Raw genomic sequence first — 18150 nt, 5'->3', positions numbered from 1 at the left:
AGGGGCGATTGCCGTCAAAGTCAAAACCCATGTCGCGTGTGAGTTCTAACATTCCGCATTCCGCATTCCGCATTCCCCTTTCGCGCCGCGCGCTCACCCTCGCCGAGGTGCTGATCGCGATGGGCCTGCTGACGCTCGGCCTGTTGGGCGTGGCGGCGGTGTTCCCGGTGGGCGGTTTCTACATGCAGTCGGGCGACATCGCCGACCGCGGCGGCGCGGTCGCGCAGGCGGCGCTGGAGGACGCGATTATCCGCGGGCATTTGGACCCGAAGAACTGGGTAACCATCGACATCAGCGCTATCGCCACAACAAACTTCAATAGCATGCCGCTATTGGAGAAATCACTGCCCGTCAAATTCCCTACGGCTGCCGGCGCAGCGGTCAGTGGCGGCTCGATGCCCGTTTATCGGAACCGCATCGCCGGCGGCGCCTTCGTCATCGACCCGATTGGCATGTCGCGGGCCCTCGAAGAGTCGTCGATGGACGCGTTTCGGAGGTTTGCGGGGACCGGCATCGACTCTCGTGTCGGTCGCCGATTCCCTGCCTCTCGTGGGATCAGTTACCAAGCAGATAATTGGAGTCCTTGGACAGCGGGGCCGACTAACGGATCAGACCCTAACGGCCAAATGTGGCCCGTAAGGCGCATTACCACCACGGTCCCATCAGCGACGGCGGCTATCCAGCAGTACAACCGCTTAGGACCGTCAGCGGCCAGGGGCTTCTCGGCTGCGGACGACCTTGCTCTCTCGCTGCCCGAGAGCGGCGATGAACCAGCGCAAGGCTTATGGGAACAACTCCCCGGCGGTCTGGCGAGCGTCCGACAAGCGCGAGGCGAGTACTCGTGGGTTATCTCGGTGTCGCCAAGTTCGTCGCCGGCGCGCGACGCCCTGGTGGCGACGCCCGACGCTCATCCCTACGAAGTGTCGGCGGTGGTCTTCCACAAGAGGGTCGTCGGTAGTGGCAACGATGCCGCTCTGAGCAACGAACGCCTCGTCAGGGCTAGCGTTGTCTCGTCAAATCCGAATGGAGGCGATTTGCTACTAGAACGTCGTCCCGTGGCTGAGGACACAATCACTACAAGCCCGTTCGAAAACCTCCGTGTGGGGCAGTATCTGATGCTTACTGGCCCGCACCCGATCAGCACCCCGACGCAGCCGCGGCTCGTACTGAACTGGTATCGCGTATTGTCGATCGAGGACTCTGGGACTGTCGGTTTATCCGCCGGATCGACAACGCTTGCGCGTGATACTCGTGTGCTTGTGTCGCTTCGCGGTCCAGATTGGCCGTGGCAACCCGCGGCGAACCTCACGACGCCGACGCTGCTCTCGAACGACCTCCGCGTCGGCATCCTCCCCGGCGTGGTGGCGGTGCACACCAAGACGATGCGGTTGGAGTCGGCCACCGAGTGGTCGATTAAGTGACGATCCCGACGGGGCCGCTCTACATCATCCAAGCTGAAACCACGCCGGCGGTCGGGCAAGCCGCCGGCATGATCGATAAGACGATACAGGCATGAAACGACGCGACCAATTGAACCGCCGAATGAAGGATCGCCGCCAACGAGGACGCGGCCGCGCCGAGCGGCGCGGCGTGCTCTTGCTGGTGGTCCTCAGCATGCTGGTGCTCTTCCTGCTCTTGGGGACGACGTTCCTGCTCACCAGCGGACAGTACCGCACGGCCTCGAAGATCGTCGAGAAGGCGCACCGCACCACGTTCCAGCCCGCCGACCTCTTGGAGCGGGCGCTGATGCAGCTGGTGCGCGACACCAACAACTCCAGTTCGGTGATCCGCTACCACAGCCTGCTGCGCGACATGTACGGCGTGGATGGGTTCGTCGGCCGCGTGATGGTGGACCCGCGGCAATACACCGGCGGGAACACGACCCCCGGCATGCCCGCCGTCATCAGCCCTCGTTATGCCGGCGTCGACATCGTCGCTAACGGCGGGCGGGGTTCTACGATGGGGCAAGTCGTTGAGTTCTATGTTGTCGACATGGAGCCGGAGAATCCGACGACCGTAGGTTCGACACTCGCCGACGACAACGCCGTGGGTCTGGTGCTCGACTCGAATGGCCTCCCGGTCGAACACCAACTCGCAACAACCGACGGTTACTACGAAGGCTGCTTGCTGACGATGCTCAGCGGCCCTTGCCGCGGTCAGACCGTCCGGGTTCTCGACTATGACTATTTTGGGGAAACGACGGTCAGCAACTTTCGCCGGCGGATGGCTCGCTTCCGTGTCCTCACGCCGCAGCGCGTCGATGGCAAGCCGTTGTCTATTGCGGCGGGTAATGTGCTTAGTGACTTCATACAAAACACCAACGCACGCACGATCGGCACGCCGCCCCAGCCCCTCACTGGTATCGGCCACTCTTTCATCGTCAACGGCCGCCCCTTCAGCGGCGCCGGCGTGGGATTGAACCCGCTGGCGATGTCGAGCGCCAATCCCGAAGCGCCACTGCCGCGGCTCTCGGCGCTGGAGCTGTTCGCATATGACGGTTCGAATGGTTACGGGTTGGAACGTGCCCTGATTCCGAACCCAGTGCATTATTTTGAAGCCGCTAATGTGTCATTGAACCCAGCAATGGGGATCGATCCGTGGCTCGCGCCAGCCAGCCTGGGCCGTAATTATCAATCTGGAGACTTCCTCCCTATAACCCGAGGTTTCGTCGCTTCTGGCGAACCTAGTTACAACGCTGCAACAACGCCGCTCTACAAGACCTTCGCCGGACCCGGCGACACCAACGAATCCTACGACGCGCCCGATACACAGAATATGGCGCTCGCGATGCAGTCGCTGGAACCGCGCATCCGGGGACGAGTTGTCAATTCCAACGGCGTGTCGCAGGACCCCGACGCGTACTACGCGTCGGCGTCCGGAGCCCCGGCCTACCTCGACCTCGAAGGCGTGACGATCCCGTCGTTCCACCGCCCCGGGCTGGCGAACTTCTGGTTCCACCGCTTTTGGAAGAGCAGCTGGCTCCAAACAATCATCCCGGACCCCGACGATCGCGCCCGCGCTATTCTTGAACCCTACAACGCCGCTGGCCTGGCGCAGCACGGACTTAACGAGGCGCAAGCCGCGCAGATCGCGCTGCTCAAGCGCAAGTTCCTCCTCCGCCCGCTGCGCGAAGATCACCCCAACTTCGACGGCAGCAACCCGCTATCGCGCTACGGCACGGAGGCGCTTAGGGCTGTCTTAGGAAACGGGACCACTCTCCCGGGCGGCGATCTCGTCAACGGCGCCACTGGCGAAATCACCTTCCCCTTCTGGGAAGCGGTCGGGCCGTGGGACGTGGACAACGACGGCGACGGCGTTAACGACAGCATCTGGGTCGATATCGGCCTTCCCGTTCAGCAGACCGAGGATGGCCGCTGGTACAAGCCGCTGGTGGCGATGCTGGTCGAGGACCTCGACGGCCGGCTGAACCTCAACGCCCACGGCAACGAAGCGGACATGGCGCAAGAGAACCATGACGCGTCGAGCGGCTTCGAAAGTGGAGGCAATCCCGTCTCTCAACTGAATGCTGCACAGGATTTGCGTTGGCTTAACAATGCGCCGGCGCTTCGGCCGCCGCTCACCTCGTCCAACCAGTTGCCAGGCGGCGTCGGCTGGGGCGTCGCGGAGACATCGCTGCGTCCGGTTCTCTCGCCGTCGCTGCCGACACTCGACGCGATGAACGGCTCGGCGCTCACCGGCAACGCGCAGTTCGACGACTACGCGCGGATGCTCTACGGCCGCCCCGACCCGGTCGCGGCCGGTCGCACCGCGACCGCCGCGCTGCGCGAGTCGGTGACGTTTGGGCGGCAGGGGACCTTGCCCGGTTCGACGCCGATGCTGCCGCTCACCAAGCCGGGGCGCACGTTCCCAATCGACCCCATGCTAACAGCCCCGGCGACGAGGGCGCAGACTTTGAGTGCCGTGCGCGACCAGCGCACGCCGTACGACTTTGCCGGGACGCCGCGTTACACGGCGGCAGAGACGTCAGCGAACGGATACGAGGCGTTGAGCGGCTTCAGCTCGGCGCCCGACTTCGGCGGTCGCTACGCCGTCGGGTTATCGGGCGCCGGCGCTTCGGTCGACGAGCCGCGTTCGACGGCGAACATACGCAGCTTCGACCCAATGTTGAGTCGAACCGCCCCGCTGACTTGGCGTGAACTCGCCACCTCGGCGCCGGACGACTCGCCCTACGAGCTCGACCTGTCGATCGGCGCCCGCAACCGCCCGCCGACGAGCCTCGACGACGTCCGTCGCAGCTACGACCCCAACGGGACGGGCCTGATCCAGCCGGGCGCGACGCCGATCTCGGACGACGCCCCGTTCTCGGCGGCCGAGCTCGAGCGCATCCTCCGCGCGTTCGACGGCGACGCCGAGAAGCTGCCCGACCGGTTGTGGAAGTTGGTGGACGGTTTCGACCCGGTGAAGAAGGCGGCTGCGAACCGTCTATTGACGGCGGGTAACGACGAACCGGGATTCACACCCAGCTCCTTGCAACTAGTGATCGCCGGCGCCGAGGCCGCCGTCGCGCGGCGACAGGTGACGACCGACAGCTGGGACCTACCGGTCCCGAACGAGAACCTCTACGACCGCCTGCTGCTCGGCGCCGACGGCAAACCCGGCGTGCCGGAGTTTCAGTCGCTCGGCACGTGGGTCAACTCGATAACGCTCCCCGCCGACGACGACGGCGACGGTCTCATGGACGAGGGCGATGAAGCCATCGCCAACTACAACGCTGCCGGCTCGCATATTTTTGTCCGCGCCGATGGAACACAAACGCCACGGACGTACGACGAGCTCTTCAACGCCGGCTGCGATGACTACGTCGTTGTCATGCGGCGAGACCCGCCGAAGAACGGACGGTTGATCGACTACCTGAAGTACCGCATCACGCTGGAGATGCTGCGGAACGGCGGGGTAACCTTCAACGACATCCTCACCAACCGCCCCGCGGTGGACCAACTTGTCGATCGCATCTTGTTCGGCGGTGAATTGGCGGCGTCGGCGCCGGCGGAGCGCAGCTCGGTTGGCGGCCTGCTCTCGCCGGAACTCCTCGCCGGCCGCCGGATGGACCTCAACCGCCCCTTCGGCGACGGCCGCGACAACAACGGCAACGGCATCGTCGATGAGGTGGAGGAAGCCGGCGAACCCTTTGCCGACATCAACGGCAACGGGCGTTGGGACGCCGGCGAGCCTTACCTCGACCTCGACCGCAACAATCAATACACCCAATCGCAGGACTACCTCTGGGTCGATACGAACGGCGACGGGATCGAGACCCCTGGCGAACGCCGGTCCTTCCGGCACATCCCGCTCCACGAGACGTTCGTCGATCGCAACGGCGTGCGGATCTACAACCCGCAGATGGCCCGCCAACTCTTCGCGCGGCACCTCTACTGCCTGATGCTCGCGCTGACGGACGAGAACTACCTGGCGCCGTACGACTCGGAAGACCCGCAGGTGCTGCACTACCTCGACCCGCTGAGCGGTTCGGTGGTGGGCACGGGCGGCGCGTCGCAGGAGTCAAGCGAGGCGTTCCGCATCGCCTTCGACCTGCAGGCGGTCGTCTTCGCGACCGAGATCGCGGACGGGTCCGTCACGGCGAATCACACGGCGCCACTCCCAGACCCGCTACTCGAGAGCCGTCGCCTGTTGGTGATTAACCGCGCTCGGCAGCTCGCGCAGCGCAAGCTCACGTGTCGGAGGATCGCGCAGTGGGCGGTGAACGTCGTCGATTTCCGCGACCCCGACTCGATCCAGACGGCGTTCGAGTACGACGAGAACCCATGGGACGGTTGGAACGTCGTCGACACGTTGCACAACCAGGTCTACCCGCTCGATGGCGACCTGACGACCGACGAGAACTGGATGCAGCGTCGTGAGATCACCGGTGGCGCCTTCACACCGCCGACGCCGACAAACGTTGAGATCGACGATGTCGTCCGGAACGGCGCACCTCTCACGTTTTTCCCTCCGCATAAGGACCGCACGCGCGGGGTCGTCTGGGGCGCGGAGCGCCCCGAAGTGCTGCTCACCGAGGGCGTCGCCTGGCACGACCGCCGGCTGGAGGATCGTGAGAACGCCGAACCCGATCCACTCAAGAAAAATTATCGCGTCACCGAACTACAAGCGCAGAATCGGGACGATGATCTTGATCAACTCCGCAAGCCCAAGGGCTACGCTTACGTAGAGGCGTACAACCCGCACCTCGGCGACGATCAGCGGCCGGCCGAGTTGTATTCGCACGTCAATCGGCGGGGCGAAGTTGCGTCATCCCCTGGTGTACGCCTCGACCGGTTGTCAAACGGCGTGCAGGACCCCACCGCCACCGTCACCGACGCCCAGGGCCGCATTCTCAACCGCACCCATTCACCCGTCTGGCGGATCGCGGTCGTCGAAGAGCACCCGCTGGTGCGTAACGCGTCAGTACAGACGGGACAGGCGGGGCTCGCTGGGGAAGCCTCGGACGACCCTCCGATGCAAACGAACAGCAACAGCTACCGAGGTATTTCGATCTTGAATGGGCCGTGGATCTACGGCACTGACGCGCTCGGAACGTCACAGGACCCGACCCTCCCAGCGCCAGTCCTTCCTAGCGCATACGTCGATTTCTACGAGAGGAAGTTGAATGAGGCCAACTTTGCTCTATCCACCAAGGTCGAGCAGGCGGCTGGCGTCGCGCTTACCGACGCCGATGGCGTCGGCGTTTCGACCGGCGTGATCGAGCGCGCGCCGACGGTCCCCGACACCTCTTTCCCGACGTTCGACCGTTTCGCTCAGCCGTCGTCCCCGACCCGCTTAACAAAGAACCTGCCGATCACCGGCAAAGTCTTGGGACCGGGCGCTACGCAACCGAGTCAAATTACTCGCGGCTTCCTCCAGAAGCCGACGACCTTCATCGAGCGCGCTTATTACATGACCGGCGCCGAGCCGGCCGTGGTCTCGGGCACGGACAAGGCGACTGGCGATCCGACCAACCCTGGGCTCTGGGTCCCGCTGCTCACCTACGATGTCCCCGCTCTCTTCCAAGGCACCCAGGGGCGGATCGATACCGAACAACGGCAAGTAGGCGTGGTTTACGATTCCGGGACGGGATTGGCCCGAGTTCATGCGAGCAAGTTTGCCGCCGCGTTCGATCGCCTCGGTGTCGTGGACGGCGCGCGCACCCAGTCCTACGAAGAGATCCTGGCGGGCGATTCGAATGCTCCCGTCGGCTTCGCCCCTCTCCTGCCCGGACGGCGGGCGATCATCGGCACGACTGGTGATCAGTACCGTATCGAGGACCCTGCGAATGCGATCGAGCCTGCCGACCGCGTTAACCCGTTTGATGGCGATATGGCCCGGCGCTTGATCGGTCGATACGCAACGATTTTTTCGATGGATACCTTAACACCTGGCGACCCAAAAGAACCGCCAGCCGTTAGGTCCGTTCGCCGATTGGAGATGATTCCGAACCCCGATCCCAATCGCCATCAATTCGCGATCCGGATGAACGGCCTCAACGAATCAACCTCGGTCGTCACCGGGGGTAACGCCGCGAACCCGAGCGGCTCCTTCAATCTGACGGGCGGCGAGGCGACGGGGCAGGCGGACGCCACCCTGGCGGCAGCGCCGCCCGTAATCGTTATCCCCATCGATCACTTCTCGATCTCCGAGCCCCTCGACGAGTACCTCGTCCGCCAGTTCGAACTCGACCCGACCCTCTCGCTCTACGCCACGCCTAACTATGATCGCCTCCACAACTCTACCACTCCGGTAGAGGAATATTTCGCTCGTCAAGGAGTGAATGGCGATCCCACTTTCTTCGACGAGCCGTTCGACGTGCTGCCGGAGTTGATCGAGAACCAGACGACGCCGAACTATCGCTCGGTGCACTTGGAACGGCTTGCCAACCCGCTGTTGCCGTGGAACCCGCCGCCGATGCGTCCCGACGGCAAACTCATCGCGCAGCACAACGCTGCGCTGCCGGTGAACCCCTATCTGCCGGTCGATGCGCAATCGCTCGACCTGACGGCGTTCAATAGCTACACCAACGCGGAGGGGCTAATACCGCAGAACCCGGGCAACGCCCCCACCCAGGGCCCCGAGCAACGGCACAAGTACAAACGCGATTTCAACGCCAATCTGAATTCCCACCAGACGGTGATCGGCTTCGCGTCCAATGAACGGGGCCGTCCGTCGGGGCCGTTCCCATTGATGTGGCTGATGGAGCCTTCGCGCCTGATGTGGAAGCAGTCGCGGGGATCGACCCTCTCGGAGATCGCGCACAACCTCGCCGCCAAGGCGGACTACAACGGCTATCTCTCCCGTGAGGCGGATGAGCTCACCAACATCGGCACGGAGGGGACGGCCTACGATTCAGCGCAACTCAATGACTCCTATTACCCTGCCCCTTACTCCACCACGCAATACATCGAAGTGGCGTGGCGGTTGACGCTGGGGTTCTCTGATTGGATGTCGGGTGAGTTCCACACCGGGTCCGCGTTGAGGTGGCTGAACGAAGGAGGCGGAGAGGGGCCGATCGAGTCGATCGACCTCGACGGCGACCGCAACGGCGGCGACCTCGCCTCGCGGCCTGAGATCAACACCGAATTGCCCACCCAGACGCTCGCCGCCAATGGCCGGCCCGACGCCTTCAGCGGCGCCGGGCCCAGCGGCAGCGACGCGAAGGCGTTCATGCAATCGTATCTACTGCAACGCGCGGCCGAGCAAGGGACGACGCCCGAGTTCGCGTGGCCCAACCGGCCGCTCGCCAGCGCGGGCGAACTGCTGCAAGTGCCGGCGTGGGGCGGTTCGCGGATGCTGACCTACTACTCGGTCTTCAACTGGCAGTTCACTCAGAACCCGCACTTCAGCCGCCGTACGCAGGTCAATCCGTACGACGGCGAAGGGGTGATCTTCCACGACGGACTCGACTTCGTCCCCAATGAGAACCCGATCTTCGACGGCGACTTCTCCAATGACGGCCCCACCGACACGATCACCGACGTCAACGGCGTTGTGCGTCCGCAGGCCGGCTCGACCAACGTTATCCGCTTCCGCGACATGCTCGGCCACTTCGGCCACTTGATGAACTTCTTCCAAACGTCCCGGTTCCCCGCGATCGCGGGCGCTTTTAAGTACTCAACCGACGCCGGGCCAGACGGCGCCCCGAATAACGAGGACGACACCTACGAGGAGTACGTTGTCCCCCGCGGCGCGTCGCACTTCTACCGGGTGCTCGATTACGTCTGTGTGCCGTCGCGGTACACGGCGACCGACACGATCCTCAACACGGAAGCGTTCAGCGACCCCGCCATGGCGGTGGGCGACGCGCGGCAGGAACTCGCGGCGCCGTTCAACCGTGTCGACAACTACCGCGAGCCGGGGCGGGTGAACCTCAACACGATCGCCGGCCGCCGCAACCCGGCCCAGCCCCGTGATCACTGGTCGGAGGTCTACGACGGGCTGATGCAGCGCGTCCACGACGACTCGGTGGTCGCGTCGGGCTCGCTCATCAAGCAGGGCCATCTCGGCCCAGCTTGGCGCGACGTGGCGCTGAGCCGGCGGGGGTATGTGCAATCGCGATTCGACCCGACTCGTGTACCGACAATCGACAACGCCGGGCTCGCCGCGGACGCGCAGAACCAGGTCGATTACTCGCCGATGCGGATGCACCCCGATTTCCCGACGCTGTTCGCCAACCCGTTCCGCGCGCCGGGCGAAGGGGCAAACGTGCCGCTGGCCAGCATGGTGCAAACGGGCGTCGACGCCACGATGCTCCGCGCCCACCCGTTGTCCCCCGGCGCCGACGGCGCTTGGGGCCGGCGAGGGTTGGATAACCCAGCGTTCACGAGTGGGCAGAACAATGGCAACCGCAACGACGCCGTCGAGGCGGGGAACCTTGCGATGCAACTGCCGTCTCCGGATGTCGTCCAACGACTTCACGCCGATACGGTGCTGGCTCGTCTGCTACCCGATCCTTCGGGCGCCGACTCTAGCCGCCGAGGCGCCGTTCCTGACACGTTTATGGACGATGCGTTCCGATCATCGACGGGGCCTAGCAATGGCCCTTCACCGAACCCTCGCAACGTGCCGCCACAGAACCCAGTGCTCAACACTGAGATCAGTAAGCGTTCCACCGCCGTGCCGCTGTTCTCTGGCGCGTCGCTCGAGCCTTCGATCGACACCGAGCGCAACTCGACGCAGCGTTACCTGCCGATTCAGCGGATGGCGAACCTCGCCACGACGCGCTCGAACGTCTATGCCGTCTGGATCACCGTCGGCTTTTTCGAGGTCAAGCAGGTGAACACCAACTCGACGATCGCAGAACGTTACGCCATGACTGACAACAACGGTGATAACGTTTACGAGACGTTTACCAACGATGCATTGCGCGACCTCTTCTTCCGCGTCTACCCCGACGGCTGGACGCTCGGCCAAGAGATCGGCCGCGATATTGGGGAAGACGTCCGTCACCGCGGGTTCTATGTCATCGACCGATCGCGGCCGGTGGCGTTCAAGCCGGGTGACGACGCGAACGTCTCTGAGACGGTGCTCGTACGGAGACGCATCCAGTGACGCAAACGGCGTCGGGAAAACGCAGGAGCAAGTTGGAAGGCCTGGCGGGCCTGGGCATGGCGCTGCTGGCGGCGATCGCCGGCGCCGTGCTGGTCGAACGCCTGACGCGGCCCGGCGAAGGGGGCGAGCGCATCGGTCCGCTCCCGCTGCCCGAGTTGCTCGTCGAGGGCTGGCTGAACATCGACGGCGCAGCGCCGCCGACGCGCGAGTCGCTCGCCGGGCGGCACGTGGTCCTCTACTTCTGGTCGACCGACTGCCTGCCGTGCTTGCAGACGCTGCCATCGCTCGCGCGTTTCAACGAACGCTGGCAAGAGCGCGGCGTCGAGGTCGTGGCGTTGGCGTCCGACCCGTCATCGCGCGTCGGCGCGGTCGAGGCGGCGATCCGTCGCGTCCAGGGGATGGACTGGCCCGTCGCCTACGGCGCCGGCATGGTCTTCAATCAGCTGGGCGTGAACGCAACGCCCACCTATCTGCTCTTCGATAAGAAGGGCGTCGGCGTGTGGCGCGGGCACTCGGTGCAGGGGCTCGAGGACGAGCTTTCGCTGCGGCTGTAAGACCCGCGGCGCCTTTAGCCCCGGTCCATGACCGGGGGCTAAAACGTGCTTCACTTAGCCGTAGCGTTTCTAGCAACGCGCTGATTCACGGAGCAACGTGGGGATGTCTCGCGCAGAGACGCAAAGGCGCAGAGATAAATGCCTTAAAGCGCTAAGCCGCCAAGGACGCGATTCTACGCGGTCGTTGGCGGCTGCGATCCTTTCTAAGAGACTTTGCCTTCGCGCCTTGGCGGCTTTGCGTGAGGCTACGCTGCCTACCCTCTGTGTCTCAGCGTCTCTGCGCGAGACGATACGGTTTGGCGAAGCTTGCTCCAAATGGGGGCGCCCGGTCTGCCCTCACCCCGCGAACCTCCCACGCTAGGCGGCGGTCTGGCGTTCGCTCTAATAGCGGGTTCGCCTTGCTGTTGCCGGTCTCTATCCGTTGCGTGCCGCCGTGTCGAGTTCTCTGATCCAGTCGCCCGGCACGATCCGGCCGCTCTTGCGGCTGTCGATGCCGGTGTTGGCGGAGCAGGCGCTGCACATGACGGTGGGGCTTTCGGACCTCGTCATCACGGGGCGATTCCTCGAGGGGACCGCCAACGTCGCCAGCATGACGCTGGTGATCTACCTGCTGTGGCTGGTGGGGATGCTGTTCGCGGTGATCGCGACGGGCTCGACGCCGCTGGTGGCGCGGTTCACCGGCGCCGGACAGCGCGACCTGGCGAACCTGGCGACGAACCAGTCGATTACGGCCGGCCTGGTGTGGGCGGCGCTGCTGATGGCGGTGGGCCTGCCGATCGCGGCGCCGGCGGTGGGGTTGATGGGGCTCGAAGGCGCGTCGGCCGCGGGCGCGACGCGCTACCTGATGATCGAGCTGTGCGTGCTGCCGGCGATCATGCTCGAGCGCGTCGGCATCGCCTGCCTGCGCGGGGCGGGCGACACGATGAGCGGCCTGTGGGCGATGATCCTGGTGAACATCGTCAACATCGCCGTCAGCTACACGCTGGTGACCGGCGCCGGCGGGCTGTTCCCCTCGTTCGGTTACGACGGCGTCGCGCTGGGCACCGCGTCGGGGCACCTCGTCGGCGGCGGGCTGCTGCTGGCGATGCTCGTCGTCGGCCGCGCGGGGTTGCGGCTGCGGCTGCCGCAGATGAAGCCCGACCCCGCCATGATCCGGCGTCTCCTGCGGATCGGCATCCCCGGCGGCGTCGAAGCGATCCTGATCGTGACCTGCAACTTGATTTACCTGCGGATCGTGCTGAAGCTCGGCGACGTCGCCGCCGCGGCGCACGGCGTGGCGATCCAGGTCGAGTCGCTCGCCTTCATGCCGGGCGGCGCCTTCCAGATCGCGGCCGGCACCATGACGGGCCAGTACCTCGGCGCCGGCGACCCCCACCGCGCGGCGCGCAGCGCATGGATTGCCACGGCTATCGCGTCGGCGATCATGGTCGCGGCCGGCGCGTTGTTCTGGCTCGACACCGAGACGTTGATCGGCTGGTTCCTCAAGGACAAGCCCGAGGTCGTCCCGCTCGCCGCGCAGCTGTTGCGATTGATATCGCTGGCGATGCTGCCGCTGGCGATCTCGATGGTGCTCGCCGGCGCGCTGCGCGGAGCGGGCGACACACGCTGGCCGCTGGTGATCACGGTGATCGGCTTCGGCCTCTTCCGGGTGCCGATCGCAACCTACTTCGCCCAGGACACCGTGACGCTGCCGCTCATCGGGACGACGTTCGCCGGCGCGGGCCTGGGGGCGGTCGGCGCGTGGTACGGCGCGGTGAGCGACCTCTGCGTCCGCGCGGCGCTGATGCTGGGCCGCTTCCTGCACGGCGGGTGGAAGCACGTGGAAGTTTGACGACTTACGTGGGGTGGCGCCGTAGGCCCAACGATCGAGATGCGTGATGGGCCCGCGTCACCCAGAGCGAACCATCCTCTCGTTCACAACTCGATTCCGCTTGCTACGACGCTCAGTCTTCCGTCTTCTTTGCGACGCGGAAGACTTCGTCAAGCGTTGTGACGCCGAGGCACACCTTGCGGATCGCGTCGTCGTAGAGCGTGGTCATGCCGAGCTTGCGGGCCTCGCGGCCGATCTCTTGCGTCGCCGCGCCTTGGAAGGCGAGTTCGCGGACGCGGCTGTTCATCGTCATCAGCTCGAATACGCCGAGGCGGCCGCGGTAGCCGCTGCCGCCACAGTTGTTGCAGCCGCGGCCGCGCATGAAGGTGGCGCTGGCGGCCATCTCGGGGGTGATGCCGGCGGCGTCGAGGTCGGACTGCTTGTACTCGAAAGGCGCCTTGCACTTCGAGCAGTTCACCCGCACGAGGCGCTGGGCGAGGATGCCGATGACCGAGCTCGCCACGAGATAAGCCGGCACGCCCATGTCGATCATGCGCGTCACGGCGCCCGGGGCGTCGTTGGTGTGCAGAGTGCTAAAGACCAAGTGACCCGTCAGCGACGCCTGGATGCCCATCGACGCGGTCTCGTAGTCACGCATCTCGCCGACGAGGATCACGTTCGGCGCCTGGCGGAGCATGGCCCGGATGATCAACGCGAAGTCGAGGCCGATCGAGTGCTTCACCTCGACCTGGTTGATGCCCGGCAGGTAGTACTCGACCGGGTCCTCGGCCGTGATGATCTTGCGGTCGGGGCGGTTGAGTTCGTTGAGCGAGGCGTAGAGCGTCGTCGTCTTGCCCGAGCCCGTCGGCCCCGTCACCAGGAAGATGCCGTTGGGACGCTTGATGAGCTGGTTGAAGACCTTGAAGTCGCGCTCCGACAGGCCGAGCTGGCGGACGCCGACCTTGATGTTATCCTTGTCCAGCAGCCGCATCACACAGGTCTGGCCGTGGTTGGTCGGCATCATGCTCACCCGCAGGTCGAGCTCCTTGCCGCCGGCGGTGATCTTGATGCGGCCGTCTTGGCAGCGGCGGCGCTCGCTGATGTCCATCTTGGCGAGGATCTTGATGCGCGACAGCAACGCGCCCAACAAACGCCGCGGCGGGCTGTCACGCTCCACCAACACGCCGTCGATCCGGTAGCGGATGCGGATGCGATCCTCGAACGGTTCGACGTGGATGTCCGACGCGCGGAGCTGCACCGCTTCGCCGATCATCAGCTGCACAAGCTTCACGACCGGCGCGGAGGCCTCGTCGACGTCGTTGTCGTCCTCGGTGTCGTCGTTCTCGGTCTCGGTGAAGTCGATCGCCGTGTCGGTAAACTCTTGCAGCATCGAGTCGGCCGACTCATCGCCCATCTGGCCGTAGTTGCGGTTGATCGCTTCGAGGATGTGCTCGCGCGTCGCCAGCGCGATGTCGATCTTGCGGTTGAGAATGAACTGCAGCTTCTCGATCGTCTCGAAGTCGTCGGGGTCGCTGACGCAGACAACCAGCGAGTCTTCCTTCTCTTCGATCGGGATGACCGCGTTCTCGCGCGCGACCGACTCGGGGACGAGCTCCACCACCGCCGGCGGGATCGGCACGTCTTGCAGGTTGATGAAGTCGAAGCCGTTGAGGTCCGCGCGGGCCTGGGTGATCTGCTCGGCGGAGGCGTAGCCGAGGTCGATCAGCACCTCTTCGGGCTTCTTGCCGCTTTTCTTGGCGATGCCCTCGGCCTCGGTCCATTGGTCGGGACCGATGACCCGCTTGTCGATCAGAAACTTGCCGAGCTTCGTCATAGGGAGCGCGCAGAAGGAGCGTGTCGATGATCGGAGTCTTAGCCGGGGGCGGAAGCCCACGGCCGAAGGGGGAGACAACTCGACTGCTCCGCTGGCTTCCGCCCGCGGCTGATCAGCCTGCGTGTGGATCGATTGCGGCTGGGCGAGTCGTAACCCCTTGCTATTTACAGACTAATGGCGGTCTGCGGGGGTGTCAAACTGCGGGAGCCGCGGGGGTTAATTAGCGTAGGGCCCCAGGGCTCGTAATTTAGCCCCCGGTCATTGACCGGGGGCTAAGTGACCGGGGGCTAACTGGGCGGTGGCGGTGGGTCCGTAGGACCGCCATAAACGCCCCTAGGCGGCAGTTCAGAGCGATCCCCACCACTACGGTCGGGGCGACGCTCACGGGGCCGTAGGAGGCCTTCTAGGGCCTCCTGACGCTCTCGCTCGTCGCTCTTCGTCCCCCCCCGCGCCCGTTCCTGCAACTGCTGCAGCCGCCGGCGCGTTTCTGCGGCCTGTCGCTCGATCCGGGCCTCCATTTCGGAGACCTGTCGCTCCATCTGCCGGACCCGCTCGTTGGCCTCCTGCACGGCTCGGCGAGCCCGCTCGGCAGCGTGAGGGTGCTCAGTCGCATCAGGGCTGGGGCCGGGCAGCTCTTGCAGCGCCGGGAAGTTGTCGGCCGGCTTCCCCTGCCGAGGGGCGGTCTGGTTCTGTCGGCGGGCGGTCTGGCGGAGCCGGTCGGCCGCGTCGCGGAGGGCGTCGGCCTCTTCGTACAGCTCGGCCTTGTCCAGCTCGTGGGCCATCCGCTCCAGGTCGAACGCCGAGTCCTCCAGCAGCACCTTCGGCGGACGCGGGCCAGCGTGGTGGCCGGGGTGGGGGCCCTGATGCGGCGGCGAGACCGGCTGGGAGTACGGCGCCTGATAGGGGTTGTTGACCGGGGTCACGTAACCCCGCGGCGATTGTGATTCAAAGGCGTTCCACGGGTTCCGCGTCGGCTGCGGCATCGGCTGCGGCGCGCCGTCGGCAATCCATGCCTCACCCGACGGTTCCGTTGCAGAATCGCTCCACATTCCGCCGGCGGCTCGACGCTTCTCGGCCACGTCACGGATCGCCTGGGCGAACTCGGCTTGGGTGCTCGGTGACGGACCGACCTGCTGACGCAGCTCGCTGAGGTCTTCGACGAATTGCTGCGGGACGGGCTGTTGCGACGGCGGGTCGGCCTGGACCACACCGCCCATCGTCAACGCCACAACCGCGAAGATGCCGTTACGCATAGTGGTCGCTCTCGGGGGTTCCGGGAGAAGTAGAAAAGAGATCAGCCGCCCGTCAGAAATCGATCGACCGCGCCGGCGTGTCGTCGATCGTCGCCGGCGGCGTTGGGGCGTTGGCCTTCGGCTCGGTCGTCATGGGCTTATCGTCGGCGGACTTCTCGGCCTCCGCGATCTCCTTGTCGGCTTCGCTCGCCGGGCCCGCGACGTCGAGCTTCTGCAACTCGCGCCAGGGCTCCCCCGACTTGTAGCATTGCAGCTCGGCCTCGAGCTGGCCGTCGTAGTCGTCGAGCGTCTTCAGTTCGTCCGCCTTGGCGATCGCTTCCTCGGCGCGTTTCACCGCTTGCTCGAAGTCGCCCGCCTCGGCGTACGACGCGGCGAGTGTGCTGAGGATGTGCGGCGCGGCGTACTCGGTCACCTCGGCCGCCTTGGTCGCCAGCTCGACCGCCTTCTTGCCGTCGCGGACCGACGCGTAGGGGCTCGTGGCCAGCGTCCAGGCGTAGTTGTTGAGCACGCCCGGCTCGTTCGGGTTCTTCTCTAGCGCCTTCTCGAAGTCGGCGATCGCTTCCTCGTGATCGCCGGCATAGAGGTACATGTCGCCACGCAAGCGCCGCACAAGGTCGCTGGACTCACTGGCACCGTTCTCCCCGGCAGCTTCGGCGGCTTCAAGGATTTTCGTCGCCAGCTCGATCGCCTCGGGCGCCATCTGCTTCTCGGTATAGATGCCGAGCAGCTGTAGCTGGAGCTCGGTCAGGTTCGGGTCGATGCCGATCAGCTTCTCGAGCATCGCGACCGCTTCGTCCGTGCGGCCGAGTTGGTTGAGCAGCTGGGCCTTCATTTGGTGCGCGCGGACCAGGGCGGGCTGTTGCTTGAGAATCGACTCGACGTCCTGGAGCGCCTTCTCGTACTCCTCGTTCTCGGAGAGCAGCTGCGCGCGGATCAAGAGCGACGCCAAGTTGTTCGGTTGCAGCTTGAGCGACTTGTCGAGTTCGGCGATCGCCTCGTCGACCTTGCCCTGCTGGCTGAGCAGCTCGCTGCGGTATTGGTAGGGCGTGAGCAACTCCGGCGCGAGTTCCGACGCCTTGTTGAACGCCTCGAGCGCCTCTTCCTGCCGATCGAGCATCAGCAGGGCCAGCGCCTTCAGCTCGTAGGCTTTGGGATTCTCCGGCGCCGTCTCGATCGCCTTCTCGATGTCCGCCAGGCACGCCTTGCCGTCGCCGTCGGCGCGGTGGGCTTGCGCGCGGAGCAAGAGGTACTCTTCTTTCTCGGGGTCGAGTTCGATCGCCTTGTTGAAGTCCTCCAACCGGCTGGCCCCGTCCTTCTGCGCCGCGCCGCGGAGCGCGTACGCTTGGGCGATAGCGGTGGGCTCGGGCGTCTCGGCCTCGGGGTCGTTGGCCGCTTCTTCGGCGAGACGGATCACCTGCGTCAGCGCCCGACGCGCCTCGCTCGAGCTGCCCAGCGGCAGCGACTGCAACCGCCCCAACAGCAGCCACGCCTGCGACTGCTTCGGGTCGAGCGCGACGACGCGCTGCAGGTCCGTTAGCGCGTACTGGCGGATCTGGATCCAACGCGGGTCACGCCTCGGGTCGGCGATCGGCTGGCTGAGCACCACCTGCGAGAAGCTCGCCGCGCGTTGCAGCAGCGTGGCGACGAGCATCTCCTCGGCGAAGTCGGAGTTCTCCGGGTCGAGGCCCTTGGAGAGGCCTTCGTCCAAAAGATCGACGACCTCGTTGAGGTCTTGCAGGTCGTCCGCGTCGAGCTTGAGCTCGATCGCCCGGTTCAGTTCGGCTGCGCCGGGGTTCTCGGGGTCCTCGGGCTCGGCGGGATTTGCGGCCGGTTTCTCGTCGGCGGCCTCTCCTTCGGAGGCCTTGTCTTCAACGGCGCCGTCCTCGGTGGGCTCCGCCTCTTCCATCGCCGCCGCGTCGTCTCCCTCCCCGGGCTCCTCTTCATCAACGGCGTCGCCGTCTTCCACGGCCGAGTCGTCGGCGGCTACATCGGCAGCCGGGGCGGCTTCTTCGGCCGGTTCTGCAGCCGGGGTCTCGGTCGGCGCCGCTTCTTGGGCCAGAACGGGCGCTCCCCCTGCTAGCAGGAGGACGAGCGTCAGGTAGACGGAGAGCAACTTAGAAGTTGACATCGCAGGAGTGTCCC

Annotated in this window: 7 protein-coding genes; 4 read left to right on the top strand and 3 right to left on the bottom strand. The window is 65.4% G+C overall.

The annotated features are described in order from the left end of the window. The first annotated feature begins 38 nt into the window (after positions 1-38). From Spa11_RS01585 to Spa11_RS01570, 4 genes are all read left to right on the top strand, one after another. Entirely contained in the window at positions 39-1421 is a 1383-nt protein-coding gene (locus tag Spa11_RS01585; protein WP_145105909.1) for a hypothetical protein, read from the top strand. A 121-nt stretch (positions 1422-1542) separates the two neighbouring features. Then, positions 1543-10557 carry a hypothetical protein gene (locus Spa11_RS01580; RefSeq protein WP_145105906.1) on the top strand — a complete coding sequence of 3005 codons (9015 nt, stop codon included), beginning with the start codon at positions 1543-1545 and terminating at the stop codon, positions 10555-10557. 32 nt (positions 10558-10589) lie between these two features. After that, positions 10590-11111 carry a TlpA disulfide reductase family protein gene (locus Spa11_RS01575; protein WP_145105903.1) on the top strand — a complete coding sequence of 174 codons (522 nt, stop codon included), beginning with the start codon at positions 10590-10592 and terminating at the stop codon, positions 11109-11111. Between the two features lie 433 nt (positions 11112-11544). Further along, a complete protein-coding gene (locus Spa11_RS01570; protein WP_145105900.1) occupies positions 11545-12942 on the top strand; it encodes an MATE family efflux transporter in 1398 nt (465 codons plus the stop codon). 112 nt (positions 12943-13054) lie between these two features. Here Spa11_RS01570 and Spa11_RS01565 read toward each other — a convergent pair whose 3' ends face one another. The 3 genes from Spa11_RS01565 to Spa11_RS01555 form a co-directional block, all read right to left on the bottom strand. After that, entirely contained in the window at positions 13055-14755 is a 1701-nt protein-coding gene (locus tag Spa11_RS01565; RefSeq protein ID WP_145105897.1) for a GspE/PulE family protein, read from the bottom strand. A gap of 287 nt (positions 14756-15042) precedes the next feature. Next, positions 15043-16008 (bottom strand): hypothetical protein, encoded by a 966-nt coding sequence (locus Spa11_RS01560; RefSeq protein ID WP_145105894.1) that lies wholly within the window; start codon positions 16006-16008, stop codon positions 15043-15045. Between the two features lie 52 nt (positions 16009-16060). Beyond that, positions 16061-18136 (bottom strand): tetratricopeptide repeat protein, encoded by a 2076-nt coding sequence (locus Spa11_RS01555; RefSeq protein ID WP_145105891.1) that lies wholly within the window; start codon positions 18134-18136, stop codon positions 16061-16063. Positions 18137-18150 lie beyond the last annotated feature (14 nt).

Origin of the sequence: Botrimarina mediterranea, from assembly GCF_007753265.1 — a bacterium.
Classification (GTDB): domain Bacteria; phylum Planctomycetota; class Planctomycetia; order Pirellulales; family Lacipirellulaceae; genus Botrimarina; species Botrimarina mediterranea.
Note: the sequence above shows the minus strand (reverse complement) of the source record. Positions and strands in the feature narration are given on the sequence as shown.

Excerpts from the sequence above, each read along its gene's own strand:
- Spa11_RS01580 (WP_145105906.1), top strand. The coding sequence starts at position 1,543 with ATGAAGGATCGCCGCCAACGAGGACGCGGCCGCGCCGAGCGGCGCGGC.
- Spa11_RS01565 (WP_145105897.1), bottom strand. The coding sequence starts at position 14,755 with ATGACGAAGCTCGGCAAGTTTCTGATCGACAAGCGGGTCATCGGTCCC.
- Spa11_RS01560 (WP_145105894.1), bottom strand. The coding sequence starts at position 16,008 with ATGCGTAACGGCATCTTCGCGGTTGTGGCGTTGACGATGGGCGGTGTG.
- Spa11_RS01555 (WP_145105891.1), bottom strand. The coding sequence starts at position 18,136 with ATGTCAACTTCTAAGTTGCTCTCCGTCTACCTGACGCTCGTCCTCCTG.